Genomic DNA, 26,014 nt, shown 5'->3' on the forward strand with positions numbered 1-26,014 from the left:
GCCTCGCCCCGGGCCCGGCGGCGTCGCCGAGGAGGCGGTGCGGGCCGTCCGGGCGGAAGGGCCCGTTCCAGGGGGCCGCCGGCGCGCCGGACCCGGCCCGCCGCAGACCGTCGGGCCGCACGCGGGGCCGGCCGCTCAGACCGCGATGGCGTGCCGGAGCCGGAGGTCGTCGGGGTAGGGGCGCAGGTACGTCTGGTCCCTGACCCACGCGACGTCCTCCCCCGCGCAGTGGTGGCGCAGCAGCGCCACCGGCACGCTCAGCGGCGTCTGCTCCCTCCGGTAGTCCTGGATCGCCTCGAGCAGGTCGTGCCTGCGGGAGTCGTCCAGGAGGGGGCTCAGCATCCCGAAGGCGTGCTGGAGGGCGTTGACGTGCCTGCCCCGGCTCGGCACGACCGCCATCGTCCGGTGGAAGGCCTCGGTGTACGCGGCGACGGTCTCCTCCCGGTCGGCGGTGCCGGCGCGGGCGACGATCCGCCCCGTCTCCCGGTACCCCTCGGGGGAGTGGGACATCAGCTGCAACTTGTGCCGTGTGTGCAGGTCCACCAGGTCACGGGGCCGCCACGGCGACTCCCAGAGCGTCCGCAGCCTCGCGTGCGCGAACACGCGCTGGGCGAACAGCTCGCGCAGGACCGGATCGGACAGGCGCCCCTGCTCCTCCACGGGGAGGGACGGCAGCAGCTCGGTCAGCCTGCGGGCGAAGGCGCCCCGCCCCTTGCCGTCCACGCGGCCGCCGTCCTCGTCGAACACCGGCAGCGCGTACAGCCCGCAGCTGGGCGACTTGTTCTTGAGGACGTACCCGTCCAGGCGGCGCAGCTGGGCGAGGTGCCGGTCGGCGGTCCGCGCGAGTTCCTCCGAGACGTCGGCCCCGCTCTTGCTGGAGACCACCCTGTCCTCCCCGTCCCGCCGCTGGAGGCGCAGCGTCGGACGCGGGACGCCCAGGCCGATCTCGGCCTCCGGACAGACGGGGAGCCAGCTCACGTGCCGGTCGAGCTCGTCGGTCAGGAAGCGGGAGCGCGAGTGCCCCCCGTTGTAGCGGACCGGCGCCCCCAACAGGCAGCTGGACACCCCGACCAGTGGACGCGATGGGGTTTCCGAGGTGTTCTGTGCAGGTGGAAGGCGTGTCGTCATGCGTCATCCCTACCCGATCCGGGAAACCGCCACCGGTATTCTCCCGGCGCGTTCCGTGGTCCTAGGGTAGCCGCATGGACACGATGCGTAGTGTTCTGCACGATCCAGGCAAGGAGCGCCGCTTGTCCGCCCCGACACTCGTCCTGTTCACCCAGGACCTCCGCGTCCGCGACCACCCCGCTCTCACGGCCGCGCTCGAACGCACCCGGACCGTCGTCCCGGTGTTCGTGCTCGACCCCGCCGTCGCGGACCGCTCCGCCCGCAACCGGGTCGCGCACCTGGCCGACGCGCTCGCGTCCCTGCGCGCCGGCCTCCGCGAACGCGGCGGCGACCTGGTGGTCCTGCGGGGGGACACCGCCGAGGAGGTCCCCGCCCTGGCCGGGGCCCTCGGCGCGGACACCGTCCACACGACCGCCGGGGTCACCGCCCTCGCCGCGCGCCGGGAGGACCGCCTGCGCGCGGCGGGCCTGGCCGTGGAGTGCTTCCCCGGCCTGACCGTGGTCCCGCCCGGGGAGGTCGCCCCGGCGGGAGGGGACCACTACAAGGTGTTCACGCCCTACTGGCGGGCCTGGGAGGCGCACCCGTGGCGCGCACCGCTCCCGGCCCCGGACCGGGTGGCCCTGCCGAAGGGCGTGCGGACCGGCCGCCTTCCCGGGGACGACGGCCGGGGCAGGGGCGCCCTGGCGGCGGACCTGCCCGAGGGCGGTGAGCGCGCGGCCCGGAAGCGGCTGGCCGCGTGGGTGCGGCACGGCCTGGACGGCTACCCCGACCGCCACGACGACCTCGCCGGCGACGCCACCTCCCGCCTGTCCGCGGACCTGCGACTCGGCTGCCTGTCCCCGCTGGAGACCGCCCTGGCCGCGGACGGGCGCCCCGGGGGACCGGAGTTCGTCCGCCAGCTCGCGTGGCGCGACTTCCACCACCAGGTCACCGCGGCCTTCCCGGCCATGAACGTCCGCGACTACCGGCCCCGGGGCAAGGAGTGGCGGCGCGACCCCGACGCCCTCGCCGCGTGGAAGGAGGGCCGCACCGGGGTGCCGATCGTCGACGCGGGCATGCGGCAGCTGCTCCGCGAGGGGTTCGTCCACAACAGGGCCCGCATGATCACCGCGGCCTTCCTCACCCGGACGCTGCGCGTGCACTGGAGGGAGGGGGCCGACCACTTCTTCGAGAACCTCCTCGACGGGGACGTGGCGAACAACTACGGGAACTGGCAGTGGGTGGCCGGAACGGGCAACGACACCCGGCCGAACCGGTCGTTCAACCCGCTCCGCCAGGCGAGGCGCTTCGACCCCGACGGCGTGTACGTCCGCCGCTACCTGCCCGAGCTCGCCGATCTGCCGGGGGCCCGGGCCCACACCCCCTGGAGGGAGGAGACGCCCCCGGAGGGCTATCCGCCGCCGATCGCCGACCCCGGCCACTGACCCGGGGCGGCTCCGCCCCCGGGGCCGCGACCCGTCCGGGACCGCGGCCGACCGGACGGGCGCACCGCGTGCGCCCGGGGCCGACGGCGGGCGTCCGGGCCCGCTGCCGGAGGCCGCCCGCGCGAGGCTCCCGGGGCGTCGCCTCCCCCGTGCGGACCGCCGGGGAGGGCCGTGACCGGACGGCCGCCCCGGCCGCATGAGCACGGGGGTGCGGGGCGGCCTCCGGGGAGGGCCGTCCCGCGCCCTCCGGCCGGCGGTCAGGGCGCGTCGAACGCCGCCCGGAACGCCGCCAGCGCCGCGTCCTCGAACAGCACCATCCGGATCTCCGGCACACGCGGCCGCGCGGTGCGGATCGCGTGCGCCGCCACGCGCGCCGCGTCGTCCATCGGCCAGCGGTAGACGCCGGTGGAGATCGCGGGGAACGCGACCGACCCCGCCCCCAGTTCGTGGGCGACCCTCAGTGACTCGACGTAGCAGGAGGCCAGCAGCGCGCTCCGGTCCTCGGTGCGGCTGTACACCGGTCCCACCGTGTGGATCACCCACCGCGCGGGCAGCCTGCCCGCGGTGGTCGCCACCGCCTGCCCGACGGGCAGCCCGCCCCCGTAGTGCCCGGCGCGCAGCGCGCGGCACTCCTCCAGGATCGCCTTCCCTCCCTTGCGGTGGATGGCGCCGTCCACCCCTCCGCCGCCCAGGAGGGAGCTGTTGGCGGCGTTGACGACCGCGTCGACGCCCTGCTCGGTGATGTCGCCGCGGACGAGGTCGACGCGGGGGTGCTCTGGGGAGCCCATGGTGCTTCCTTCCGGTGCGGAGGGGCAGTATCGCACCGGTCGCCCCTCGAACCCCGGACGCCCCGCGCGACCCGCCTCCCGCCGGGCTTGCCCGTGCGACCGGCGTCCGGCGCGGACGCGTCCCCGCGGCGGACCGCTCCACCCGCGCCCGCGGCCCCCACCACCGGCCCCGGTCCCCTGACCAGGGTCTCCGTGAACGCGATCCGCCTCACTCCGGCCGGGGCCGCGACGGCCCGGACCGGATCCGCGCCCCTTCGGCGCCGGACCCCGGGACCGGAATCGGCGGGCGCAATCCCTTGTCCCGTAGGAGACGAGGATTTAACGTGGGGGTACGACGGCGTGTAGTACGACCCCAAGTAGACTCGTGGTCATGAATCGGCTTGGCGAACTCGAACGCGCGGTGATGGATGTACTGTGGGCACGGAATGAACCGATGACGGTTCGTGAGGTCGGCAAAGCGCTCGCGGAGCGCGACCTGGCGCACACGACCGTCATGACCGTGCTCGACAGGCTCGCCAAGAAGAAGGTCGTCACCCGGGCACGCGAGGGTCGTGCGTGGCGATACCGTCCGGCAGCCAGCCGTGAGGCCTACGTCTCCGAGTTGATGTTCGACGCGCTCGGACAGACCGGTGACCGCGACGCCGCCCTGGCCGCCTTCGTCCAGTCCATGGACGGCAAGGAGGCTGCCGCGCTCCGGCGCGCACTCTCGGAAATCGAGCAGCCAAGGAACTAGTCCGTATGGTCAGTGCCGCCCTACTCTCCCTCGTCGCGGTCGGCTGCCTCATCGCCATGGAGGCGCTCCACCGGGCCAAGTGGCCCTCGCGCGGTCCCTACACGGCGGTGATCACCTGGCAGACCCTGGGTCTGGCCTGGGGCGTGTCGACCATCGGCGCCCTCCTGGCCTTCGGGCTGTCCTCCTACCAGCTCGGCGCGGCCGGCGGCTCCCTGGCGCTCGCCACCGACCTCGTCACGGGCCGGCTGATCCTCACGGAGCTCTCCCAGGGCGTCGAGGGCGTCAGCCACGTCGTGGCCGTCGTCCTCGCCCTCGTGCTGACCCTCGTTCTGTTCTACGGCCTCGTCTCCTCCTTCGTGCAGGTCGTCCGCGTCCGCCGGCGCCACCACGACCTCCTCGAACTCGTCGCGAGCGAGCACCCCGACGTACCCGGCGCCCGGGTGGTCGACCACCCGGCCGCAGCCGCGTACTGCCTTCCGGGCGTCCTGCGCTCCCAGGTCGTCATCAGCGCCGGAGCGCTCGCGGTCCTCGACAACCGCGAGCTGGCCGCGGTCCTGGCCCACGAGCACGCCCACCTGCGCCAGCGCCACGACCTGGTGCTCCTGCCGTTCTCGTCGCTCAAGCGCGCGTTCCCGCGGGTCCGCCTGGTCCGCACCTACTACGAGAGCGTCGCCCTGCTCATCGAGATGTGCGCCGACGACCAGGCCAGCCGCCGCAGCTCCTCGCGCGAGCTCGCCATGGCCCTTCTGCGCTTCGGCGCCGCCGGCCCCGCACCGGTCCCCGCCGGGGCCATGGCCGCGGTCAGCGAGGCCGAACCCGGCGTCATGCGACGGGTCAACCGGCTCCTGCGCCCCGACGAAGAACTCCCGTACCACGCGGGCGCGGTCATCATGGGCGGCTCGGCGTTCCTCCTGGCGGCGGTCACCTGCCTCTGGCACATCCCGGTGTGACCTCCGGCCCCGCAGGTCAGGGGTCCGCCCCGGTGGGCGCCGCCGGTCACCCGACCGCGACACGTGTGATCCGGCCCTCCGCGGGCACGATCGGCGCCCGCGATCCGTTTACGGTGGAGAGCGGGCGGTCCCCCCGCTCGGAACGTCTTCGGGAGTGTGCGTCTTGTTCGGACTGATCTGGCAGGCCATCTACCTGGTCACCTTCGTGGCCAGTCTGTACGCGCTGATCGAGGCGATCCGCACGCCCGCCGCGGCGTTCGAGCTCATGGACAAGCAGACCAAGAAGCTGTGGATCGTCCTCACCGGCCTCGCCACGGGCCTCTCCCTGCTGGCGGTGTTCTCCGGCCGCGGGATGTTCGTGATCCTCGGCCTGGTGGCCACCCTCGTCTTCCTCCTCGACGTGCGCCCGGCGGTCAAGGGCGTGGGAGGCAACCGCAACAACGGCCCCTACGGCCCCTGGTAGGCCGCCTCCGCCCGGGGGTCACGGGCACCCCTCCGGGGCCGCGTTCGTCCGGGAGGCGTCCGCGCCGTTCATGGCCCCCATCACCCGCCAGAGCGCCCCGGCGTAGGCCGGGTCGCCCGTGTAGTCCGAGTGGCCCAGGATCTCGGGCCGCCTGGCCTCGCCCGGCGGGGCGTCGTAGCCCCGGGGGTCCGGGAGCGGCTCCGCCTGTTCCACGGTGAGCAGCTCCCCCTCCCCTCCGGACGCGTCCCGCAACCGCACCGGTCCGGCGATCGCGTCCGTGACGCGCCACAGGTTGTGCCACACCGACACCCGCTCCCGCAGGTCGGCGAAGGGCCCCGGCCCGAAGTAGGCCGGGAAGTACCTGGCGTACAGGCGGTCCAGCGGTGAGCCGTGCGTGATCAGCGCGATCCGGCCCAGGCAGTCGGACGGCAGCTGCCACACCGTCGCCGCCGCCAGCACCGAACCCTGGGAGTGCCCGGACAGCACCACGTCGGTGTCCTCCCGGGTCATCCTCGCCACCCTCGCGGACAGCTGCGGCACGGCGCGCTCCGCGTAGGACGGCGGCGCCAGCGGGTGGGCCGCACGCGGCCAGAACGTGCCGACGTCCCACAGCGCGCCGACCGCCTGCCGCGTCGGCCGGTCGCGGTACGCGCCGCGCCCGATCAGCGCCAGCGCCACCAGGGACGCCCCTCCGAGCAGTGAACCGAGGCCGATCAGCCCCGACACCGTGCTCTGGGCGACCTCCTGCGCCCCGCCCGCCACGGCTGTCGCCGCGGGGACCGGTCCGGCCCCCAGGTTCCCCGTCAGGGTCGAGTAGAGCGCCAGGGCCCCCAGCGCCCCCGCGGGGAGGAGGAGGGCCACCATCACGGAGGGCAGCACCTCGGTCATCCGCCCCGCCGCCCGGGCCCGCGCGATCTCCCGGGTACGGCGGTCGTGCACGCCGCGCGCGTAGTCCTCGGCGACCTTCGGCAGGTGCGCACGCGTGCTCCGGCGCAGTTCGAGCGCGAGCATCGCCCCCACCCCCACCGCGATGGCCGCCTCCAGCGCGAAGGTCAGCTGGAGCCACGAGTAGGCCGAGGGCGCGGACAGGGGCAGGCAGTCGACGCCGGGTGCGGACAGGGAGCCGCAGCCGCTCAGCCACAGCGAGCCCTGGTAGACCAGGGCCGCGGAGAAGCCGCCGCCCAGGAGGGCGCCCAGGGCGGCCGTGGCCGGTCCGGCCAGGCCGCGCATCGCCGCCCCGTCGTGGGCCCGGTCGGCGGCGAACAGCACCAGCGCGGCGGCCAGCATGAGCAGGAGCAGGGACGCCTGCACGGCGAACAGCGTGTTGAGGATCGCCCCGTTGCCGGGCAGCCGTCCGGCGGCCGCCCACTCCGGGCGCGGCCACACCGTGTACACGGCCACCGCGACGCCCAGGGCCAGGGTGGCGTCGCGCAGGAGGCGGCAGACCCGGTCGGCCCGGGCGTTCCAGCGCGGGTCCACGCCGGGGACCAGGACGCTCAGGGCGCTCCCCCCGACCACCGCCGAGAGCAGGACCGCCAGCACGGTCCCGGACCCCCACAGGACGGAGTCGCCGCCGGGCCCGCCCGACGGGGAGATCAGGTCGTGCCGGAGGGCCGGGACGAGCAGGAGCGCGGCGACGGTCCCCAGCGCCACCGAGATGTGGGCCGAGCGCAGCCTGGCCATGGTCTCGCTGTTGAGCCAGAAGTCGGCGTGGCTCAGCGGCGCCGCCGCGCTCTCCCTGGGCGGCACCGCCGGGGAGACCACCTCGTAGTCGGCGGCGGTGCGCCGCGACAGCCGCCACAGCACCAGCACCACGGCCACCGGCAGCACGGCGCCGACCAGCAGGGCCGTCCCCGGCCCGGACAGCGGCGACGCGGGCGAGGCCAGGAACGCCAGCCACGGACGCATCCGGACGCACTCGTCGCCCTGCCCGGCGGCGCACTGCCAGGCGACCAGGTCCATGCCGATCCCCCCGGCGGCCAGGGTGATGAGCATCGTCAGAGTCAGCGCCAGCAGGCGCACGCCCGCCCCGTACGCGTTGTTGGCCAGCCGGCGCACGCCCGTGGGGGAGCGGTCCATCCGACCGGGCCGCATCCAGTACGCGACGTTGATCAGCATGAACGGCAGCAGGAGCAGCCACAGCGCCCGGGAGGACCTGCCGGAGGTGAGGTTGCCCCAGGCGAAGATCTCCCGGCGCACCCCGGGAACGGTCTCGGTGTCGGCACTGCGCCGCCACCGGAAGAAACCGGCCAGGCGGTCGCCGCCCACCCGCATGGCGGGCTCGACGTCCAGCAGCTCCTCGGCCTGGCCGCCGCTGACGCCGTGCACGCGCAGCTCCACGCAGTTGTGCGCGGCGGGGCGCGGCGCGGTCGGGGCGGAGGAGGGCTCGGGGGCGGTCGGCGGGGAGACGACGACGGGGGCGGTCGGGTCAGGCTCATGGGCGCTGAGGGGGGCGGTGAGGTCCGACATGTCAAGCATCCTGCCACGCTGCGTGTCCGAGCGACAGCACCGGAGGAGACCTGTGGACGCCCTCGGCGGTCCGGGCCGGACGCGCGGATCCCCCGCCCCGCAGGCGCTTGCGCACCGCGCCGCGCGCCCCCGCCGCCCGGGGCCCGGGGACCGCGGCCGGTCCGCGCTCCGGGCGGCCCGGTCCGGCGCACCGCCCGCACGACCGGCGCCGGAGCTCAGCGCACGAGCGTCTCGTCGTCCAGGTCCCAGGTGTTGCAGGCGCCCGGTGTCTGCTCCTCCCAGCCCCGGCTGGTCCAGTGCACGCTGTTGTCCGCCGACCCGTGCGTGCGCTCCTCCTCGCCGCCGTCCTCGCGGTCGGCGGTCGCCCTGGCGTCGCCGAGGACCGCCTCGAAGTCGTCCCCGTCCAGGGGGAAGCTCACGCGGACGGAGGCCAGGAACGCGCCGGACAGGCAGTTCGCCTGGAGCTCGCTGCGGCGCGTCCACGCGTTCCGCTCCAGGGGGTCCTCCTCCAGCTGGCGCTGCTCGTGGTAGTACTCCAGCAGCCCCGACTCGCCCTGGACGTGGTGTCCGTACTCGTGGGCGAGCAGGGACGCGTAGACCACCGGCCGCGTGGCGCCGTTCCACTTCTCCACTACGTCGGCGGTCCCGATGTAGATGCTCGTGCTCGCACGGCAGTAGAACGCGCCCGCCTGCGACGGATAGGGGCGGCACGGGCTCACCCCGGGCTCGTCCCAGAACACCCGCTCCGGCGGGGTGAAGGGGATGCCCGCGCGGGCGAACTGGGTCGCCCAGGCGTCGTCGAGGCAGTCCGCCACCGAGTCCAGGAAGTCCTTCATCGACTCCGTGTCGTCGACGTCCAGCCCGGGCGCCGGGCACGGGCGCGGGCTCAGGCGGCCGGTCCCGTACAGCGGGTTCGCGACCAGGGCCTCGTACCCCGACGGGCTCTCCCGCTGCCCGAACGGGTCGGCCAGGCCGGTGGCCGCGGCGTCCCCCGAGGGGCTCTGCCCCGGCTTGTCGTCGAAGTCGGTGTCGGGAGCCGCGCCCTCACCGCCCTCCCGGGGCGCCGCACCGGAACCCGGGGCCTCCTCGCTGACGGTCGTCCAGGACAGCATCGCCAGCGCCAGGAGCACCACCACGAGGGCGGTCACCAGACCGAGCGCCCGCCGGTCGGCGCGCCGCGCCTGACCGGGCGGCGCCGAACGGGGAGACTCACCGAACCCTGCGTACACCCCTGTCCGCCCGCCCTGTCGTCGCCGTCGGCCGGGCCGGACGGCCAGGCCCCTGTCCGCGCCCCCGCGAGCGCCTCACTCGACCAGGTCCTCGGGGGCGTCCCAGGTGTTGCACGCCCCCGGGTCCACGCGGTCCATGCCGTGCGCCGTCCACAGGCGTCCGTTGCGCGCCGAGCCGTGGGTGTGGTCGCCGCCGCGGTCGGACCGGAGGCCGACGTCGTCGAGGATATTCTCCCGCTCGGACCCGCCGTGGCCGAGCCCCGGGCCGGCTGCGCCCAGGAACACCCCGCCCAGGCAGTTCGCCTGGAGCTCGTTGCGCCTGGTCAGCTCGTCGGCGGTCTCGTGGTCCACGCCGGCGCGGGCCTCGTGGAACTCGGCGAGGATGCGCGACTGCCCCTGCACGTGGTGCCCGTACTCGTGGCTGAGCAGGAACGTGTACGCCTCGGGTCTGTCGCTCCCGGCCGAGGCCTCCACGATGTCCTCGACCCCCAGGTAGAGGCCCTGGTTGGCCTGGCAGTAGAACGCGGCGGTGCCCTGCGTCGGGAACGCGCCGCACGGACTGTGCCCCGCCGAGTACCAGTACACGCGGTTGGGGGAGGAGAACTCCATCCCCGCCGACGCGAAGTAGGAGCTCCACGCCCGGTCGAGGCAGTCGGCGATCTCGTGGACGAACCCCTCCACGGACTCCGGGTCCTCCGGGTCCAGGTCGGGGGCCTCGCAGGTGACCTCGCCGAGCTCCCCGATCCGGTACAGCGGGTTGTCGCCGAGCATGTCCCCTCCCCCGGAGGAGGCCTGCCGGTGCTCGCCGCCCCCGTCGCCGGCCGGGCCCGCCGACGCGATCGGGTGGGACCACGCGGCGTCGGAGGACGACAGCATCGCCGAGAACGCCAGGAAGCCGGTGAAGCCGACCGCGGCCAGCCCCGTCCCGAGCGTGAGGGACACGCCCAGCCCCATCCGCTGGAAGAACCCGGGCCGTTCCGACCAGAACTCCGGGCCCGGGGCCGGCCCGCGCCTCACCACGTCGGCCTCCGGGGGGACGGGAGCACGGCGCCGCCCGCCGCGCCCTGTGACAACAGCGCGCGGGGGGACCGGATAGGCTCTCGCGTCATGTGGTGGGTCGGCTCCTGGCGCCCGGCCGTCGTGGCGACGACGGTCCTCTCGGTGTGCTCCGTGCTGGTCACGGCGCCTGGCGTCGTGTGGCCGGAAGGGGAGGCCCACGCCGCGACGGCAGCCGCGCCGGCCACCACAGTACCGGGGGGCGCGCCGGCCCGGACCGGCGCGGTCGACCTCCGGAACGCGGCCGATCCGCTGATCACCAACGACGTCAGGCTGGAGCTCGACCGCGCGGGCGTCCTCCACGGCGAGGAGACCATCACCTTCAGCGGCGGGGCCCCCGCGGAGTTCACCAGGGCCCTGACCGAGACGATGCTCTACGACACGGACCACGACAGGAAGTTCGAGGTCACCGGTGTCGAGGCGACCGACCTGGACGGCGGCTCCCTGGCCGTCGAGGTCGAGAAGACGGACGGGACGCTGTACGCGCGGATCCCCACCGCGGCCACCGCCGGCGTGGTGCTCACCTACAGGGTGAGCGGGACCGTGAGCGAGGTCACCCGGGGCGTCCAGATGGAGTGGAGGGCCGTCGGCGCCTACAGCCACACCGTGGAGTCCACCGACGTCACCGTGACCGCGCCCATGCCGCCCGAGGCGCTCTCGTGCCTGGCGGGCGAACCGCGCAGCGCCATGTACTGCACCGCGTCCGACATGGGGCCGGAGGCGGGCGTCGCCCACTTCCTCCAGGCGGACATGGAGCCCGACGACCGGTTGGACATCGTCGTCAACTACCCCTCGGGCACCGCCGAGGGCGAACCCATCCTCACCCGGAGGTGGTCGCTCGCGTCCGCCTTCGCGGTGACCCCGGCGACCGCCGGCGTGTTCGGCCTCCTCCTCGTCGTCCTGGTCGGCGGCCTGGCCGTGCTGATCCGGGTGCGGGGACGGGACGAGCGCGCGCTGCGCCGGGAGGCCTCCGAGGGCGACCACGCGCCGGTCGAGGAGGGCGAGCGGGGGCAGCTGAGGTTCGCGCCGCCGGACGACGTGCACCCCGGCCAGATCGGCACCCTCATCGACGAACGCGTCGACATCGCCGACCTCACCGGGGCGGTGGTCGACCTCGCGGTGCGGGGCTACATCCGCCTGGAGGAGCTGCCGCACGAGCACTTCACCTCCGTCGACTGGCGCCTGGTCCGGCTCGACGGCCCCCCGGGGGAGACCCTGCTGGCCTCCGAGTGGCTGCTGCTGGACGCCCTCTTCGGCGAGCGGCGCACGGTGCGGCTGTCGCAGCTGGGGTCGCCGCGGGCCTCCGCCGACTTCCCCGCCAGGATCGACCGCGTGCGCGAGGAGCTGTACCGGGACATGGTGCGGCTCAAGTGGTTCGCCCGGTCGCCGAGCCAGGTGCGCACCCGCTGGAGCACGGTCGGGATGGCGCTGACGGCGGTCGGCGTGGTCCTGACCGGGGTCCTCGCGGTCTTCACGAGCGCGGCCTTCTCCGGCCTCGCGGTCGTCATCGCGGGCGCCGCCGTCACGGCGGGGGCCCAGTACATGCCCGCCAAGACCAAGCTGGGCAGCAGCGTGTACGCGCACACGATGGGCTTCCGCGACTTCCTGCTGAGCCCCCGCGCGGAGCAGGCCCTCCCCGGCCGGAGGGTGGAGCTCTACTCGCGCTACCTGCCGTACGCGGTGATCTTCGACGACGTCGACCGGTGGGCGAACATCCTGGCCTCGGCCGCGCTCGCCGACCTCACCCCGGAGGAGCTGACCGGCGACGGCCTCGCCTGGTACACCGGCCCCCGGGAGTGGAGGATCGAGGACTTCGCCGACTCCATCACCACGTTCGTGGTGTCGCTGACCGGCATCATCACCAACACCCGGCGCCTGCGGGCGCTCAACCAGTTCCAGCGGTCGTCGTAGCGCGGACCGGGCGGCGAACGGCGGCCCGCCGGACGGCGGGCGCGGGGAAGAGAAGGACGAGGGGGAACCATGCGCGCGGTCGTGCAGCGTGTCTCGCACGCGTCGGTGACGGTCGACGGCCGGGTCGTCGGGGAGATCACCGGGCCCGGACTGATGGCGCTCGTGGGGGTGACGCACACCGACACGGCCTCCGAGGCCGCCAGGATCGCGAAGAAGCTCTGGACGCTGAGGATCCTGGAGGGCGAGCTGTCCTGCTCCGACTCCGGCGCGCCGATCCTCGTGGTCAGCCAGTTCACGCTCTACGGGGACGCGCGCAAGGGGCGGCGCCCCACCTGGCAGGCCGCGGCCCCGGGGCCCGTGGCGGAACCCCTGGTGGACGCGGTGGTCGAGGAGCTCCGCGGGCTGGGCGCCACGGTCGCCACGGGGGTGTTCGGCGCGAAGATGTCGGTCTCCCTCACCAACGAGGGGCCGTTCACGGTCGTCCTGGAGGCCTGAGGGGCCCTGTGCCCGCCCGCGACCGCCCGCGGGTACATTTCCGGGCGGATCGGGCCCCGGCGGCCCTGGGGCCGCCACACGGCCCCGGAGGGCGGTCCGTCCGGCGGTGCGCCCGTGCGGGACGGGCGCTCGGGCCGCCGACGCGCCGGCGATCGCCGCACGGCTCCCCCGGGCCCGCGCGTACGCCGGCGCCTGCTCCTCGGGGACGCGCGCATGGACTACGGCCCCCTCGGGCCCGCGCGTACGCCCGATCGGTCCCCGGCTCCGCGGGGAGCGGGGACGGCGTGCGGCCCGGGCCGTGGCCGGTCCACGGCCCGGGGCACGGGAGCGAAGGGGGAGGAGACGGGGGACGGGGAGGCCCCGCGGGTGTCCCGTGCCCTCAGACGTCGACCGTGACCGGCTCGAACTTGTAGCCCAGACCGCGCACGGTCACGATGTACCGCGGGCTGCCCGGGTCCTCCTCGATCTTGGCGCGCAGCCGCTTGACGTGCACGTCGAGGGTCTTGGTGTCACCCACGTAGTCGGCGCCCCACACCCGGTCGATGAGCTGCATCCGGGTCAGCACCCGCCCGGCGTTGCGCAGGAGCACCTCCAGCAGCTCGAACTCCTTCAGCGGCAGCTGCACGTTGTCGCCCCGGACCGTCACCACGTGGCGCTCCACGTCCATGCGGACGGGGCCGGCCTCGAGGGCGGCGGGGAGGACGACCTCGTCCTCGCCCCGGCGCCGCAGGACCGCGCGGATGCGGGCCACGAGCTCGCGGGAGGAGAACGGCTTGGTCACGTAGTCGTCGGCGCCGAGCTCCAGACCGACGACCTTGTCGATCTCGGAGTCCTTGGCGGTGAGCATGATCACGGGGACGTTGGACTTCTGCCGCAGCGTCCGGCACACCTCGGTGCCCGAGAGGCCCGGCAGCATCAGGTCCAGCAGCACCAGGTCGGCCCCGGTGCGGTCGAAGGTCTCCAGCGCCACCGTTCCGGTGGGCGCCACGGCGACCTCGAAGCCCTCCTTGCGAAGCATGTACGACAGGGCGTCGCTGTACGATTCCTCGTCCTCGACAACAAGTACACGAGTCACTGTGCCGCCTCCTGCTGATCGGTGTTCCGGGTGGCGTCGGGCCCCCGGTCGTCGGGTCTGGGAAGACGCAGTGTGAACGTCGACCCCGACCCCTCCTTGCTCCACACGGTCACTTCTCCACGGTGGTGGGTCATGATGTGCTTGACGATCGCCAGGCCGAGACCGGTACCACCGGTGGCCCGGCTCCGAGCGGCGTCCACACGGTAGAACCGCTCGAAGATCCTCTCCCGATCCTGCTGGGGGATGCCGATCCCCTGGTCCGCGACGCTGATGTCCACGCTGGAGCGGGACACCCCGACCGACACGGCGACCCGGGTGTTCTTGGGGCTGTAGGCGACGGCGTTCGCGATGAGGTTGCGCAGGGCGGTGCCCAGCAGCCCCTCGTCGCCCAGGATCGTGACGCCCTCGGCGCCGCTGCCGACCAGCTCGATCCCCTTGGCGTCCGCGGGCATGCGCACCGCGTCCAGGGCCTCCTCCACCACGCCGCCGAGTTCGACCCTGGTGGGCTCGGCCATCGGCTCCGCGCCCTGGATCCGCGAGAGCGTGATGAGGTCCTGGATGACCGCCGTCAGCCGCGCGGCCTCCGTCTGCATGCGGTCGGTGAAGCGGCGCACCGCCTCCGGGTCGTCGCTGGCGTCCTGTACGGTTTCGGCCAAAAGGGACAGCGCGCCGACCGGGGTCTTGAGCTCGTGGGAGATGTTCGCCACGAAGTCGCGGCGCACCGCCTCCACGCGCCGGTGCTCGGTCTGGTCCTCGGCGAGGACCAGCACCAGGCCGGTGCCCCCCAGGGGGGCGACGCGCACCGCGAAGGACGTCGCGTCGGGGCCGAACTTGCGCACGGCCACCTCGATGTCGGTCTCCCGGATGACCCCGTCGCGCCGCACCTTGCGGGCCAGGACGAGGAGCTCGCCTATCACCAGCTCCTCGCCCCGGACGAGGCCGAAGGCGCGGGCGGCCGAGGAGGCGCGCAGGACCCTGTCGGCAGAGTCCAGGACCACCGCGGAGGAGGGGAGTGCGGAGAGGACCTCGGCGATCCCCGGGGGCAGGGTGGTGCCGTCGTGGCGCTGGGGCACCGGGGCCTGGCGGCGTTCGTTGGTACCCGTACGGAAGAAATGACCGGCGAGGACGCCGATGACGACGCCCGTCACGAGTCCGAAGATGCCGGTCACAGCGGCGAGAAGTTCCCCTTGCACGATTCGATCGTAAACGTGCGGACTGGAGCTTTACCCGGTCAGGGCAGACGACACAACCGAGGTTCTTCCATCGTTCACCAAACCTTGGCCGACTCTTCAAACAACCACTGGGAGCATTGACGCCATGCGCGATACGTACCACGAGGACCTTGACAGTCTGACCGAACGCCTCGTCGAGATGACGAGACTGGCCAGGCACGCCGTCGCACGCGCGACCACGGCGTTGCTGGACAGCGACATCGACGCCGCCCAGGAGGTCATCTCCGGCGACGAGGCGATCAACCGCCTCGACCAGGACATCGAGGACACGGCCTTCAGCCTGATGGCCCGGCAGCAGCCGGTCGCCTCCGACCTGAGGACCATCATCACCGCGCTCTACATGCGGGGCGACCTGGAGCGGATGGGCGACCACGCGGTCCACCTGGCCAAGATCGCGCGCCGCAGGCACCCCGACTCGGCGATCCCCAAGCCGGTCCGGTCGATCGTCCTGGAGATGGGCCACCAGGCGGAGCTGCTGGTCACCAAGGCCGGTGAGGTCATCGTCGACAGGGACCCCGACACCGCCCTGGAGCTGGACAAGGACGACGACCGGATGGACCGCCTGCGCCGCAAGCTGCTCCAGCGCATCCTCGCCCCCGGGTGGGAGTACGGGGTGGAGGCGACCATGGACGTGACCCTCGTCGGACGCTTCTACGAACGCTTCGGTGACCACGCGGTCCACGTCGCCGACAACCTCGTCTACATGGTGACGGGCGAGAAGCGCGAGGACTACGACCCGGAGGGCTGACCTCCCGGGGGGAGACCCGTGGCGCCCGTGCGGCGGAGGGGGTTCGCGCCGGTGGCGCGGGACCGTCGGCGGGGCTGCGGGGCACTGCCGGGACAAAGGGGGTTCCGGTCGGCGCAAAATCGTGACATCCGTCGCTTCGACCCCTCGGAAGAGGGGCGGAGTCGGGCCGCGCCCGACCTCTCCCCGCCCTTCGCCAAGGGCGCGCGGTTCCGCTGGCCAGGGGGCTCCGAAGCCTTTCGGACACGTCCTGACCAGGCCCGCGACAGGCCTCGGGTACACTTTGTCAACCCCCGAAAAGGGGGTCCTGACCTGCGTGTTCGCAAACCTAATAGGTACGTTAAGTCACAGATTCGTGGTATCCTTGTGGTAGCGGAAGGGGTACCTGTCACATGGCTTTCAAGGTCGGCGACACTGTTGTCTACCCCCATCATGGGGCTGCTCGTATTGAAGCGATCGAGACTCGCACCATTAAGGGCGAGGACAGAATCTACCTCGTTCTGAGGGTCGACAAGGGCGATCTGACGGTCCGTGTGCCGGCCGCGAACGCCGAGGACGTCGGCGTTCGTGACGTGGTGGGGCAGGAAGGCCTGGACAAGGTCTTCGAGGTGCTGCGCGCACCGCACACCGAGGAGCCCACCAACTGGTCCAGGCGCTACAAGGCGAACCTGGAGAAGTTGGCGTCGGGCGACGTCAACAAGGTCGCCGAGGTGGTTCGCGACCTGTGGCGCCGGGACAAGGAGCGCGGTCTGTCCGCCGGCGAGAAGCGGATGCTCGCCAAGGCGCGCCAGATTCTCGTCAGCGAACTCGCCCTCGCGGAAAAGACCAACGAGGACAAGGCCGAGGCCCTCCTCGACGAGGTTCTCACGACCTGAACTCCAGTCACGGAATCGCGTCATTCATGACGAATATGCCTCGGGTGGGCGTCGGAACGGACGTCCACCCGTTTTCTCCTGGACGGACACTTTTTCTCGCCGGTTTGGAATGGCCGGGTGAAGACGGTGTCAGCGGCCATTCGGATGGCGATGTCGCCGCCCACGCGGCGTGCGACGCGTTGTTGTCCGCCTGCGGCCTGGGGGACCTCGGGTCCAACTACGGCACGGCGGAACCGCGGTGGAAGGGCGCCTCGGGCGCCGCTCTGCTCACCGAGACCGCGGCGCGCGTCCGCGCGGCCGGTTTCGAGATCGGCAACGTCGCCATCCAGATCATCAGCAACCGTCCCAAGTTCTCGCCCCGGCGCGCCGAGGCCGAGAAGACGCTCTCCGAGGTCGTGGGGGCGCCGGTGAGCATCTCCGCGACCACGACCGACGGCCTGGGCCTCACCGGCCGGGGCGAGGGCATCGCGGCCGTCGCCACGGCCCTGTGCGCGGCGGTGGACTGACCCGCCCGCCGGCGGCGGTGCCGGACCCGTGCGTCTTCGGGCGCCACCCGGCCCCGGCGAGGGGACGAACGGCGAACAGAGGGGTCCCGCACCCGGGGTGCGGGACCTTCGTCGTGTCCGGGGTGCGTCGTGCCCCGGGGCGCGTCGTGCCCGGGGCCGGGCGGTGAGCGGGGTCCGGGAGCGGGCGACCCCGCGGTCCGATCCCCCGCCCGGTGCTGCGGACGGCGCGACCGGCGGAGGGGCCTCGCGCCCGGCCGGCGGCGGTGGAGGCGGTGGCGGTGCTGCGCGATCGCCGGTCGACCCGGGGGCAGGCCGGGGCAGAACCCCTCGCGGCCGAGGGCTCCGGCCCTGGCGCGGCAGCTCGCCCTGCGGTGGCCCCACGCCCGCTGCCGGATCCCGCGCGGGTTGGTGCGCGGCGTCCCGCCCGAGGCTCCGAACGGGACACAGGGGCCGCCGGGGCGCGCCTCGGGCAACGCCCCCGGCGGGAACCGGGGGCCGGGCCCAGGCCGTCCACAGGGCGTGCGGGGGCGGTTGGCGCCGGACGGGCGGGGGGATGCTGTGGCATGGGGGACCACCCCTCCCTGCGGGGCGCTCACGCGCCCCCGACAACAGCATGGCCCGCCCGGTCGCCGTCCGCCACCCCTTCCGCGGGGCTGTGGACGACCGGGCGGGGCGCACGGCTCACTCGTCGGGGCGGAGCGGTTCGCTGCGCACGCGCCGCGACGGCGGTCCCGCCGCGAAGTCGGGCAGCGGCGGGCGGGGCGGCTTGAGCACCATGGGGCGCTTCTCCACCGGCGTCCGCACGCTCCGCTTCGTCAGGGGCAGGCGCTCCGGTCCGGGCCGCTCCGTGCGGGTCCCGGCCCCGTCCTCCGGGGCCTCCCCGTCCGAGGGGTCCCGGGTCCCCGGTTCCGCACCGGGGCCGAAGGCGGACGGAAGCTCCTCCACCTCGGGCAGGGGTTCCTCCTCGGGCTCCCCGTCCGTCCCCCCTTCCGGCTCCCCGGCCCCCGGGCCGGGCACGTGCTCCCGCGGTACGCCCCCCGTCCCGGGCGCCGGAGCGGCCCCCGCCGGGTGCGGTTCCGCGGGCTCCGGCACCGTCGGCCCCCGGGTCGGGTCGGCGGCCTCCGGCGGTGCCTGGGGGATCCGGAACGCCGCGCGCACCGTCGGCCCCGTGTCGTGGTCGAGCACGGGCGCCGGCTCCGGCTCCGGTTCCACGCGATCCTCGTCCGCGTACGAGGGCCCGTCGTCCTCCGGAGGCGTCCACACCGGGGGCACGTAGTCCGACAGGACCCCGGCCCCCGTGTCGGCGCTCGCGGGGGGCTCCCAGAGGGCGGTCGCCGACGCACGGCCGTCCCCGGGAACGGTGCCGTCGTCCGCGGGCCCGTCCGCCGACGGGTCCCGCGGTCCTTCCGCCTCCGGTTCGCCCATCCCGTCCCCGGTCCCGTCCGAGAGCCCGTCCGCCGGTCCGCCCGCCGACAGGTCCGCCCTCCCGTTCGAGGCGGCGGCGCCGTCCTCGGGGACGGCCCCGGCACCGGTTCCCGCGACGGGGGCGGGCACGGACCCGGGCGCGGACCCGTGCGCGTCGGGCCCGTCCTCGCCGTGTCCCCCGTGCTCCGCGCGGATCCCGTGGGCAGGGCCCTCCGGCCGGGGCGCTGCCTCCGCCGGCGTCCGGGCGCCGAGGACGGGCGCTGTCTCCGCCACGGCCCCGGGCCCCTCGCCGCCGAACGCCTCCGGTCCCCCTCCGGGAACGGGGAGGGCGGCGGGGGCCTCCGCCTCGTCGGAGGCCGGGTCGCCGGGCGGCGGCTCGTGGTCGAAACCCTCGTCGGCGAGGTGGTCCGGCTCCTCCCCGACCGCCCGGACCGGCCCGTCGGCGTCGGCGGGGACGGCCGCGTCACCCGAACGGTCCTCCACGGGCTCGGGACCGGGGGCCGCGGCGCCGGGCACCACGGGGGGCTGCTCGGCCGCCAGCTTGATCGGGTTGTGCCCGCTCCGGGAGCGCCGGGGGAGCGGGAGCGTCGGCGCCCCGTCGTCCTCGTCGCCGGGGCGGCCGTGTCCCCGACGGGACGCCCTCACCGGCGCCGGTGAGGCGATCGGTCCCGCCCCGGCCCCGTGCTCCTCCGGGCCGTGGTCGCGGTCGTCCTCCCGGTCGTCCTCCGGCAGCCCGTCCGACTCGTCGTCCGGATCGTCGTACCGGCGGCTTCCGGCCGCCCCGGAGCCGCCGTCGTGCCGCTCCGGGGCGGCGGTCGCCTCGGGCCGGGGGCGGATCCGGACGAACTCCCCGTCCTCGTGCGACCGCCCCCCGTCCACGGGCTCCGTGTCCCGGTCGTCGGGGCCCAGGCGCAGCAGCCGGGTCCTGAGGGCGGTGTCGTCCGGCTCGTCCGGCACGCGGGCGGGCGGGACCACCGCGCGCGCGTGCAGCACGGTGGTGGGGTCGTCGGAGGGACGGGGCCGGGCGGTCGGCGGGCGGCGGCGCCTGCGCATGTGCGCCCGGACGGTCATCCACAGCAGGAACGCCACGAGCAGGGCGGCGAGCGGGGCCACCGCGACGACGACCCGGGCGACCCCCTCGGGCACCCGTTCGACGAGTTCGAGGTTGCTCAGCAGCATGGCCGCGGTGGCGAACATGATCAGGGCCGGGATCAGGACCAGGTCCACCCAGAGCCGCTCGCGGGGGTGCGCCCCGCGCAGCAGGTAGCTCACCCAGCACGCCATGATCAGCAGGAGGGTGTAGGTCACCGGGAACACGTGGGCCAGGGCGCTGCCCGCGTGGCCGCCGTACTCGGCGAACTGGAAGATGCCGTTGTAGGAGATGACGAGGGCGCACAGCGCGATGAGCCCGACGAACAGGGCACCACCCGCGAGAGCTCCGGCTCCCGTGACGCGACCTGCGGGCCGACCGTTCCGTGTCCTTGATCCGGGGGTGTTGTTGTAAGGGGCCATCGCCACCGCAGCGTAGTCGAGTCGGTGCCGCTAACACGAGATTCCGGCCGATTACGGTTGCTTCCCGACCGGCATACTCAGGGGTGGTCTGGGGTGGTCTGTCGGAATATGCAGGGTCTGGCGGCCCGCTGATCCCCGGGGGCGGGTGGTGGGGAGGTGTTTTCCCGCGCCCCCTCCACCCGAATACGGCTTAACACATATACCCACTTCGGGATGGCCGAAGGGGGAACGGCCGACGTGGGAGTTCGTGGTTTGTGACGCGGCCCCGAGGGGAAAGCGGATAGGCTTGACAACGTGAGTCTGCGCTTCTATGACACCAGTGCCCGACAGGTCCGCGAGTTCGTCCCCCTGCGCGAGGGATCCGCCTCCCTGTACCTGTGTGGTGCCACGGTGCAGGCACCCCCGCACATCGGCCACATCCGCTCCGGGGTCAACTTCGACATCCTGCGGCGGTGGCTGAGCCACAGCGGGTACGACGTCACCTTCTGCCGCAACGTCACCGACATCGACGACAAGATCATCAGGGTCGCGGCGTCCGAGGGCGTGCCCTGGTGGCAGGTCACCGAGCGCAACCAGCGCGCGTTCACCAGGGCCTACGAGACCCTCGGGTGCCTGCCGCCCACCGTCGAGCCGCGCGCCACCGGCCACGTGCCCGAGATGATCGACCTCATGCGCCGCCTCATCGACGACGGCCACGCCTACGCCTCCGACGACGGCTGCGGTGACGTCTACTTCGACGTGCGCTCCTACCCGTCCTACGGCGAGCTCTCCAACCAGCGGCTGGACCAGGTCATGGAGTCCGCCGACTCCGATCCGGACCGGGACAAGCGCGACCCCCGCGACTTCGCCCTCTGGAAGGGCGCCAAACCGGGCGAGCCCAGCTGGGACACCCCGTGGGGGCGCGGCCGGCCCGGCTGGCACCTGGAGTGCTCGGCCATGGCCACCAAGTACCTCGGCCCCAGCTTCGACATCCACGGCGGCGGGCTGGACCTGATCTTCCCGCACCACGAGAACGAGCTCGCCCAGTCCCGCGCGGCCGGCGACGGCTTCGCCCAGTACTGGCTGCACAACGGCATGCTCTCCGTGGGCGGCGAGAAGATGAGCAAGTCGCTCGGCAACTCCCTGCTCATCCCGCAGATGGTCCAGAAGGTCCGCCCGGTCGAACTGCGCTACTACCTCGGCCAGGCCCACTACCGCTCCACCATCGACTACTCCGACGCCGCGCTCCGGGAGGCGGCCGCCGCCTACCAGCGAATCGAGGGCTTCCTCACCCGCGCCGTCGAGGTGGTGGGCGAGATCGCCCCGGCCGCGGACGTGCCCGCGGAGTTCGCGTCCGCCCTCGACGACGACCTCGGGGTCTCCCAGGCCCTCGCCGTCGTCCACGGCCACGTCCGCGAGGGCAACACCGCGCTGGCCTCCGGAGGCAAGGAGCAGGCCGCCGAACTCGCCGGCGAACTGCGCGCCATGCTGACCGTCCTGGGCCTCGACCCGCTCAGCGAGCAGTGGTCGAGCGCGGACCAGGGGCTCGGCGAGGTCGTGGACGCCCTGGTGGCGGTCGCCCTCGAACAGCGCAAGGCGGCCCGCGCCCGCAAGGACTACGCGGCGGCCGACGCCATCAGGGACCAGCTCGCCGAGGCGGGAATCGTGGTCGAGGACACCCCGCAGGGCTCCCGATGGGACCTGCGCCGGGGCTGACCGGACGCGTGCGGTTGCGCGGCGGCACTACTCTGGGAGTTTGCCGCCGCGCCTCGCGCTGGTCGGCGACATTCCACCAGCCGGATGCAGCGCGCCTCCGGCATGCTCGCAACACGTACGGGGAAGCGGCGACCAATGACGGCGAAGAAGAGCAAGAAGGGTCCGACCAAGGGCAGCGGCGGCAAGGGCCGCAGGTCCCTGGAGGGCAAGAGCGGCACCCTGCCCGCGTCGGAACGGCACTGGTACGACGGCAAGCAGCGGCAGCGCGCCGCCAAGCGCGGCCCCGGCGGCGGTGGCGGTGGCGGACACCAGGACGCGGCCCGCTCCGAGCGCCGGTCCGACAACTCCGACCTGCTGGTCGGGCGCAACCCGGTGGTGGAGGCGCTGCGCGCCGGAATGCCCGCCACCCGGCTGTTCCTGGCCAACAGCCTGGACCCCGACGACCGCGTCAACGAGGCGGCGAAGATGGCCGGCGCCCGGGGCATCGACGTCGTCGAGGTCACCAAGACCGAGCTCGACCGCCGCTGTGAGAGCAACGGCCAGCCCGGCGCCGCCCACCAGGGGCTCGTCCTCCAGGTGCGCCCGTACCAGTACTGGGCCCCGGAGGGCCTGCTGGACGTCGCGAAGGGGTCCGACACCCCTGCGCTGATCGTCGCCCTGGACGGGGTCACCGACCCGCACAACCTGGGGGCCATCGCCCGGTCGGCCGCCGCGTTCGGCGCGCACGGCCTGGTCATCCCCGAGCGCCGTTCGGCCGGTGTCAACATGACCGCGTGGAAGACCTCCGCCGGCACCCTCGCCCGGCTGCCCGTCGCCCAGGCCACCAACCTGACCCGGGCGCTGGAGGGCTTCAAGAAGGCCGGGCTGTTCGTGGTCGGCCTCGACGCCGGCGGCGACGTCCGGATCCCCGACCTGGAACTGGCCACCGGGCCGCTGGTCGTCGTGGTCGGCTCCGAGGGCAAGGGCCTGTCGCGCCTGGTGCGCGAGGCCTGCGACGTCGTCGCGAGCATCCCGATCGGCAACGCCGAGTCGCTCAACGCCTCCGTCGCCGCCGGGGTCTCCCTCTACGCGGTCTCCCGCCGCCGCGCCGAGGCGGTCTGACCCGCGCACGCGTGAGCACGGCCCCCGGTCACCGCGACCGGGGGCCGTCGGCGTCCCGGGCCCGCCGGGTCCGGGGCCGTGCGGCCGCCGTCCCGGCCCTTGGTCGGTCCGCCCCGTTTCCACGCCCCGCCGCCCGGGTAGCTGTGCACCCAGATCCTGGCCGGACGACCGCGGAGGCGGGTGAGCACGTTGCCGGAGGACGGCGCGGTCCGCGCGGCCGCCCGTGGCGGAGCCGGGCGCCGTCCCCGGGCGGCCCCGTGAGCGGCCGGGACGGGAGGGCGGCCCGGGCGGGGAGGCCCGGGCCGCGGCGCAGCGACACGGACGCACCCGGCATCACCCGGGTGCGGCGCGGGCGCGGCTTCCGCTACCACCACGCCTCCGGGGAGCCGGTCACCGACCCGGACGAGGTGCGGCGCATCAAAGGGCTCGCGGTGCCGCCGGCCTGGCGGGACGTGTGGATCTGTCCCTCGGCGGACGGGCACGTCCAGGCGTACGGCACCGACGGCGCGGGACGCCGCCAGTACCTCTACCACCCGGAGTGGCGGCAGCGCAGCGAGCGGGCCAAGTACGACAGGGTGCTGGACTTCGCCGAGCTCCTCCCCGGGATCAGGGACAGGGTCGCCGAGCACCTGGCCGGCCGCGGACTCGGTCGCGAACGCGTCCTGGCCGCGGCCGTCCGGCTGATCGACCTGGGGTTCCTCCGGGCCGGGGGCGAGGAGTACGCCGCCCGCAACGCGTCCTACGGGGCGGCGACCCTGCTGCGCGAGCACGTCCGCCGCGAGGGCGGCGCCGTGGTGTTCGAGTTCCCCGGCAAGTCCGGCCGGGAGCAGCGCTTCTCCTGCGCCGAGCCGGGGGTGTGCCGGGTCGTCGACGCCCTCCGGCGCGCCCGTTCGCCGGGGCAGGGGCTGTTCGCCCACCGCGTCCCGGAGGGCTGGCACGACGTGCGCAGCGAGGACCTCAACGCCTACCTCCGGGAGGTCTCCGGCGGCGACTGCACGGTCAAGGACTTCCGCACGTGGCACGGGACGGTGCTCGCGGCGGTCGGCCTCGCGGTGGCGGCCGACCCGGACGGCGGGGCGGCGCACCGGCGGCTGGCGGCGCACGTGTCCCGTGAGGTGGCCGAGCACCTGGGGAACACGGAGGCGGTGGCACGGGCCTCCTACATCGACCCCCGGGTGTTCCGCCTCCGCGAGCGCGGGATCACCGTCGACCTGTCCTTCACCGAGCTGGGGAGGGGGACGCCCGTCGGGGAACTCGCCACCCGCGGTCCCGTCGAGGCGGAGGTGCTGCGCCTGCTGCGCGAGCACCCCGACCCCTGACCCCGGGGCGGCCGGTCAGGACGCGGTTGTACCCAGGTAGCCGTTGGGGTCGAGCACGTACTTGCTCGCGGCGCCCCTGTCGAAGGACCGGTAGCCCTGCGGGGCCTCCTCCAGCGGGATCGCCACGGCGTTGACGGCGTCGGCGATGCGCACGCGGTCGGCGAGGATCGCCGCCATCAGCTCCCGGTGGTACTTCATGACCGGGCACTGGCCGGTGAAGAAGGCGTGCGACCTGGACCAGCCCAGCCCGAACCGGATCGACAGGGAGCCCACCTTCGCCGCCTCGTCGGCGGCGCCGGGGTCGCCGGTCACGTACAGGCCGGGGATACCGATCGATCCGCCCGCCCTCGTCACCTCCATCGCGGTGTTGAGGACACTGGCGGGCGCCTCCTTGCCGGCGTCCTTCCCGGACCCGTGGGCCTCGAAGCCGACGGCGTCCACCGCGCAGTCCACCACGGGGGCGCCGAGGATCTCCTCGATCTGGTCCCCGGGCTCGCCCTCGGCGACGTTGACCGTCTCGCATCCGAAGCCGCGGGCCTGGGCCAGCCGCTCCTCGTTCATGTCGCCGACGATCACGACCGCGGCTCCGAGGAGCTGGGCCGAGGCCGCCGCCGCCAGCCCGACGGGCCCGGCCCCGGCGACGTACACCGACGACCCCACACCCACGCCGGCGGTCACGCAGCCGTGGTAGCCGGTCGGGAAGATGTCCGAGAGCATCGTCAGGTCGAGGATCTTCTCCATCGCCCGGTCCCGGTCGGGGAACTTCAGCAGGTTCCAGTCGGCGTAGGGCACGAGCGCGTACTTCGCCTGACCGCCGACCCAGCCGCCCATGTCGACGTAGCCGTACGCCGAGCCGGGGCGGTCGGGGTTGACGTTGAGGCAGATCTCCGTCCGGCGCGACTTGCAGTTCACGCACCGGCCGCACGAGATGTTGAACGGTACCGAGACGAGGTCACCGACCTCGACGAACTCCACGCCCGGCCCGGTCTCGACCACCTCGCCGGTGATCTCGTGCCCGAGGACCAGGCCCTGGGGAGCGGTCGTGCGGCCCCGGACCATGTGCTGGTCGCTCCCGCAGATGTTGGTCGCGACCACCTTGAGGATCGCCGCGTGGGGGAGCTGCCGCCCCACGTTGGCGGGGTTGACGCCGGGCCCGTCCCTGAGGACGAACTCCGGGTAGGCGATGTCGGAGACCTCGACCTCGCCGGGCCCCTGGTACACCACGCCTCTGTTGCCGGTCATGTCCTTCCCACCTCTCCGCCCCGCGTCGGGGGCATGTCCCCCTCCCGTTTCCGGGGGAGGAGGCGGCTAACCGGACGTCGAAACCCTCCAGGCGTCTTTTTGCCGGATCGAGTACCTCCGTGGCCGGGGCGCCCCCGTTCGTGTCCGCCCCGTCGCCATGGGTGACCAGGTGGGGACGTATCGGCGGACTTCGGACCCGTTCCGCATCCGAGTGGGCCAGGCGTCGTCCGAACCGGTACCATTCGGGTGGACGCACCCGGGGCCAGGGGTTCCGGGCGGTCGGCCGACGTAGCTCAATTGGCAGAGCAATCGCCTTGTAAGCGATAGGTTAGGGGTTCAAGTCCCCTCGTCGGCTCTTCTCATGCCCGGCCCGGGGCTCCCACGGGCCTACCCCGTGCCCTCGGCCCTGCAGGGGGAGCGCGTACCTGTAGCGACGCCGGGTCCCTGGTTCCGAAGGCCGCCCGTCCTTCCCCCGGATCCCGTGCCCACGGCCTCCACGCCGATCCTGTGAGCGGCCCCCGCCCGACGCCGCGGCCCCCGCGGCCCCGTCCCTCGGGGTGGGCGGGTGGTGGCGTGGCCGCCGCACCCGTTCCGCTCCCCGTCGCGGTGCGCGGCCGCACCGCCTCCCGGCCCCGGTCCCC

The 26,014-nt window shown here is 74.1% G+C and carries 21 protein-coding genes and 1 tRNA gene; 13 read left to right on the forward strand and 9 right to left on the reverse strand.

The window, feature by feature from the left end; genetic code table 11:
• Positions 1-135 precede the first annotated feature (135 nt).
• Entirely contained in the window at positions 136-1,128 is a 993-nt protein-coding gene (locus ACIRPH_RS17810; protein WP_402915584.1) for a YbgA family protein, read from the reverse strand.
• Positions 1,129-1,202: 74 nt separating this feature from the next.
• Between ACIRPH_RS17810 and ACIRPH_RS17815 the strand changes: the two genes are divergently transcribed.
• Positions 1,203-2,552, forward strand: a complete 1,350-nt coding sequence (locus ACIRPH_RS17815) for a cryptochrome/photolyase family protein (protein ID WP_402915586.1) — start codon at positions 1,203-1,205, stop codon at positions 2,550-2,552.
• A 257-nt stretch (positions 2,553-2,809) separates the two neighbouring features.
• On the opposite strand, the gene ACIRPH_RS17820 is transcribed toward ACIRPH_RS17815, so the two are convergent.
• Positions 2,810-3,340, reverse strand: a complete 531-nt coding sequence (locus ACIRPH_RS17820; protein ID WP_402915588.1) for an O-acetyl-ADP-ribose deacetylase — start codon at positions 3,338-3,340, stop codon at positions 2,810-2,812.
• 370 nt (positions 3,341-3,710) lie between these two features.
• On the opposite strand from ACIRPH_RS17820, the gene ACIRPH_RS17825 reads away from it, so the two are divergent.
• From ACIRPH_RS17825 to ACIRPH_RS17835, 3 genes are all read left to right on the forward strand, one after another.
• Positions 3,711-4,073, forward strand: coding sequence for a BlaI/MecI/CopY family transcriptional regulator (locus ACIRPH_RS17825; RefSeq protein WP_267947797.1), 363 nt, complete (start codon positions 3,711-3,713; stop codon positions 4,071-4,073).
• Between the two features lie 5 nt (positions 4,074-4,078).
• Complete coding sequence (locus ACIRPH_RS17830; protein WP_402915590.1) at positions 4,079-5,023, forward strand: M56 family metallopeptidase; 945 nt, start codon at positions 4,079-4,081, stop codon at positions 5,021-5,023.
• A gap of 163 nt (positions 5,024-5,186) precedes the next feature.
• Positions 5,187-5,486 (forward strand): DUF2516 family protein, encoded by a 300-nt coding sequence (locus ACIRPH_RS17835; RefSeq protein WP_402915592.1) that lies wholly within the window; start codon positions 5,187-5,189, stop codon positions 5,484-5,486.
• Positions 5,487-5,504: 18 nt separating this feature from the next.
• Here ACIRPH_RS17835 and ACIRPH_RS17840 read toward each other — a convergent pair whose 3' ends face one another.
• The 3 genes from ACIRPH_RS17840 to ACIRPH_RS17850 form a co-directional block, all read right to left on the reverse strand.
• Complete coding sequence (locus ACIRPH_RS17840; protein WP_402916014.1) at positions 5,505-7,955, reverse strand: hypothetical protein; 2,451 nt, start codon at positions 7,953-7,955, stop codon at positions 5,505-5,507.
• Positions 7,956-8,170: 215 nt separating this feature from the next.
• Positions 8,171-9,184, reverse strand: coding sequence for a neutral zinc metallopeptidase (locus tag ACIRPH_RS17845; protein ID WP_402915595.1), 1,014 nt, complete (start codon positions 9,182-9,184; stop codon positions 8,171-8,173).
• Positions 9,185-9,259: 75 nt separating this feature from the next.
• Complete coding sequence (locus tag ACIRPH_RS17850) at positions 9,260-10,138, reverse strand: neutral zinc metallopeptidase (RefSeq protein WP_402916015.1); 879 nt, start codon at positions 10,136-10,138, stop codon at positions 9,260-9,262.
• 153 nt (positions 10,139-10,291) lie between these two features.
• On the opposite strand from ACIRPH_RS17850, the gene ACIRPH_RS17855 reads away from it, so the two are divergent.
• On the forward strand, positions 10,292-12,151 hold the full coding sequence (locus tag ACIRPH_RS17855) for a DUF2207 domain-containing protein (RefSeq protein ID WP_402915597.1): 1,860 nt from the start codon (positions 10,292-10,294) through the stop codon (positions 12,149-12,151).
• 69 nt (positions 12,152-12,220) lie between these two features.
• Positions 12,221-12,646, forward strand: coding sequence for a D-aminoacyl-tRNA deacylase (gene dtd / locus ACIRPH_RS17860; RefSeq protein ID WP_402915600.1), 426 nt, complete (start codon positions 12,221-12,223; stop codon positions 12,644-12,646).
• Between the two features lie 379 nt (positions 12,647-13,025).
• Here the strand turns inward: dtd and ACIRPH_RS17865 are convergent, their stop codons facing one another.
• Positions 13,026-13,721 (reverse strand): response regulator transcription factor, encoded by a 696-nt coding sequence (locus ACIRPH_RS17865; protein ID WP_013155318.1) that lies wholly within the window; start codon positions 13,719-13,721, stop codon positions 13,026-13,028.
• Entirely contained in the window at positions 13,718-14,914 is a 1,197-nt protein-coding gene (locus ACIRPH_RS17870; protein WP_402915603.1) for a sensor histidine kinase, read from the reverse strand. Before ACIRPH_RS17870 ends, ACIRPH_RS17865 begins: the two co-directional genes overlap by 4 nt.
• A gap of 124 nt (positions 14,915-15,038) precedes the next feature.
• On the opposite strand from ACIRPH_RS17870, the gene phoU reads away from it, so the two are divergent.
• From phoU to ispF, 3 genes are all read left to right on the forward strand, one after another.
• Entirely contained in the window at positions 15,039-15,701 is a 663-nt protein-coding gene (phoU, locus tag ACIRPH_RS17875) for a phosphate signaling complex protein PhoU (protein WP_267947805.1), read from the forward strand.
• Between the two features lie 389 nt (positions 15,702-16,090).
• Complete coding sequence (locus ACIRPH_RS17880) at positions 16,091-16,573, forward strand: CarD family transcriptional regulator (protein ID WP_267947806.1); 483 nt, start codon at positions 16,091-16,093, stop codon at positions 16,571-16,573.
• 35 nt (positions 16,574-16,608) lie between these two features.
• Complete coding sequence (gene ispF, locus ACIRPH_RS17885; protein WP_267947807.1) at positions 16,609-17,079, forward strand: 2-C-methyl-D-erythritol 2,4-cyclodiphosphate synthase; 471 nt, start codon at positions 16,609-16,611, stop codon at positions 17,077-17,079.
• Between the two features lie 681 nt (positions 17,080-17,760).
• Here the strand turns inward: ispF and ACIRPH_RS17890 are convergent.
• The gene (locus ACIRPH_RS17890; protein ID WP_402915607.1) at positions 17,761-20,016 is read right to left on the reverse strand and encodes a DUF2637 domain-containing protein; all 2,256 of its coding nucleotides are present in this window, start codon (positions 20,014-20,016) and stop codon (positions 17,761-17,763) included.
• Positions 20,017-20,310: 294 nt separating this feature from the next.
• Between ACIRPH_RS17890 and cysS the strand changes: the two genes are divergently transcribed.
• The 3 genes from cysS (at position 20,311) to ACIRPH_RS17905 (ending at position 24,131) form a co-directional block, all read left to right on the forward strand.
• Positions 20,311-21,711 carry a cysteine--tRNA ligase gene (gene cysS, locus ACIRPH_RS17895; protein ID WP_402915610.1) on the forward strand — a complete coding sequence of 467 codons (1,401 nt, stop codon included), beginning with the start codon at positions 20,311-20,313 and terminating at the stop codon, positions 21,709-21,711.
• A 135-nt stretch (positions 21,712-21,846) separates the two neighbouring features.
• On the forward strand, positions 21,847-22,812 hold the full coding sequence (gene rlmB, locus ACIRPH_RS17900) for a 23S rRNA (guanosine(2251)-2'-O)-methyltransferase RlmB (RefSeq protein ID WP_402915613.1): 966 nt from the start codon (positions 21,847-21,849) through the stop codon (positions 22,810-22,812).
• 341 nt (positions 22,813-23,153) lie between these two features.
• Positions 23,154-24,131, forward strand: a complete 978-nt coding sequence (locus ACIRPH_RS17905; protein ID WP_402915615.1) for a DNA topoisomerase IB — start codon at positions 23,154-23,156, stop codon at positions 24,129-24,131.
• A 15-nt stretch (positions 24,132-24,146) separates the two neighbouring features.
• Here the strand turns inward: ACIRPH_RS17905 and fdhA are convergent, their stop codons facing one another.
• Positions 24,147-25,373, reverse strand: coding sequence for a formaldehyde dehydrogenase, glutathione-independent (fdhA, locus tag ACIRPH_RS17910; protein WP_402915618.1), 1,227 nt, complete (start codon positions 25,371-25,373; stop codon positions 24,147-24,149).
• A gap of 282 nt (positions 25,374-25,655) precedes the next feature.
• On the opposite strand from fdhA, the gene ACIRPH_RS17915 reads away from it, so the two are divergent.
• A tRNA-Thr gene (locus ACIRPH_RS17915) sits at positions 25,656-25,728 on the forward strand.
• The last annotated feature ends 286 nt before the right edge of the window (positions 25,729-26,014 follow it).

Origin of the sequence: Nocardiopsis sp. NPDC101807 (assembly GCF_044766605.1) — a bacterium.
Classification (GTDB): Bacteria; Actinomycetota; Actinomycetes; order Streptosporangiales; family Streptosporangiaceae; genus Nocardiopsis; species Nocardiopsis tropica.

What these genes read in the sequence shown, in the direction of transcription:
- ACIRPH_RS17820 (WP_402915588.1), bottom strand. Translation starts at nt 3,340, where the DNA reads ATGGGCTCCCCAGAGCACCCCCGCGTCGACCTCGTCCGCGGCGACATC.
- ispF (WP_267947807.1), top strand. Translation starts at nt 16,609, where the DNA reads ATGCCTCGGGTGGGCGTCGGAACGGACGTCCACCCGTTTTCTCCTGGA.
- ACIRPH_RS17890 (WP_402915607.1), bottom strand. Translation starts at nt 20,016, where the DNA reads ATGGCCCCTTACAACAACACCCCCGGATCAAGGACACGGAACGGTCGG.
- ACIRPH_RS17830 (WP_402915590.1), top strand. Translation starts at nt 4,079, where the DNA reads ATGGTCAGTGCCGCCCTACTCTCCCTCGTCGCGGTCGGCTGCCTCATC.
- ACIRPH_RS17810 (WP_402915584.1), bottom strand. Translation starts at nt 1,128, where the DNA reads ATGACGACACGCCTTCCACCTGCACAGAACACCTCGGAAACCCCATCG.
- rlmB (WP_402915613.1), top strand. Translation starts at nt 21,847, where the DNA reads ATGACGGCGAAGAAGAGCAAGAAGGGTCCGACCAAGGGCAGCGGCGGC.
- ACIRPH_RS17880 (WP_267947806.1), top strand. Translation starts at nt 16,091, where the DNA reads ATGGCTTTCAAGGTCGGCGACACTGTTGTCTACCCCCATCATGGGGCT.
- ACIRPH_RS17815 (WP_402915586.1), top strand. Translation starts at nt 1,203, where the DNA reads ATGGACACGATGCGTAGTGTTCTGCACGATCCAGGCAAGGAGCGCCGC.
- phoU (WP_267947805.1), top strand. Translation starts at nt 15,039, where the DNA reads ATGCGCGATACGTACCACGAGGACCTTGACAGTCTGACCGAACGCCTC.
- dtd (WP_402915600.1), top strand. Translation starts at nt 12,221, where the DNA reads ATGCGCGCGGTCGTGCAGCGTGTCTCGCACGCGTCGGTGACGGTCGAC.
- ACIRPH_RS17855 (WP_402915597.1), top strand. Translation starts at nt 10,292, where the DNA reads ATGTGGTGGGTCGGCTCCTGGCGCCCGGCCGTCGTGGCGACGACGGTC.
- ACIRPH_RS17840 (WP_402916014.1), bottom strand. Translation starts at nt 7,955, where the DNA reads ATGTCGGACCTCACCGCCCCCCTCAGCGCCCATGAGCCTGACCCGACC.
- fdhA (WP_402915618.1), bottom strand. Translation starts at nt 25,373, where the DNA reads ATGACCGGCAACAGAGGCGTGGTGTACCAGGGGCCCGGCGAGGTCGAG.
- ACIRPH_RS17825 (WP_267947797.1), top strand. Translation starts at nt 3,711, where the DNA reads ATGAATCGGCTTGGCGAACTCGAACGCGCGGTGATGGATGTACTGTGG.
- ACIRPH_RS17850 (WP_402916015.1), bottom strand. Translation starts at nt 10,138, where the DNA reads ATGGGGCTGGGCGTGTCCCTCACGCTCGGGACGGGGCTGGCCGCGGTC.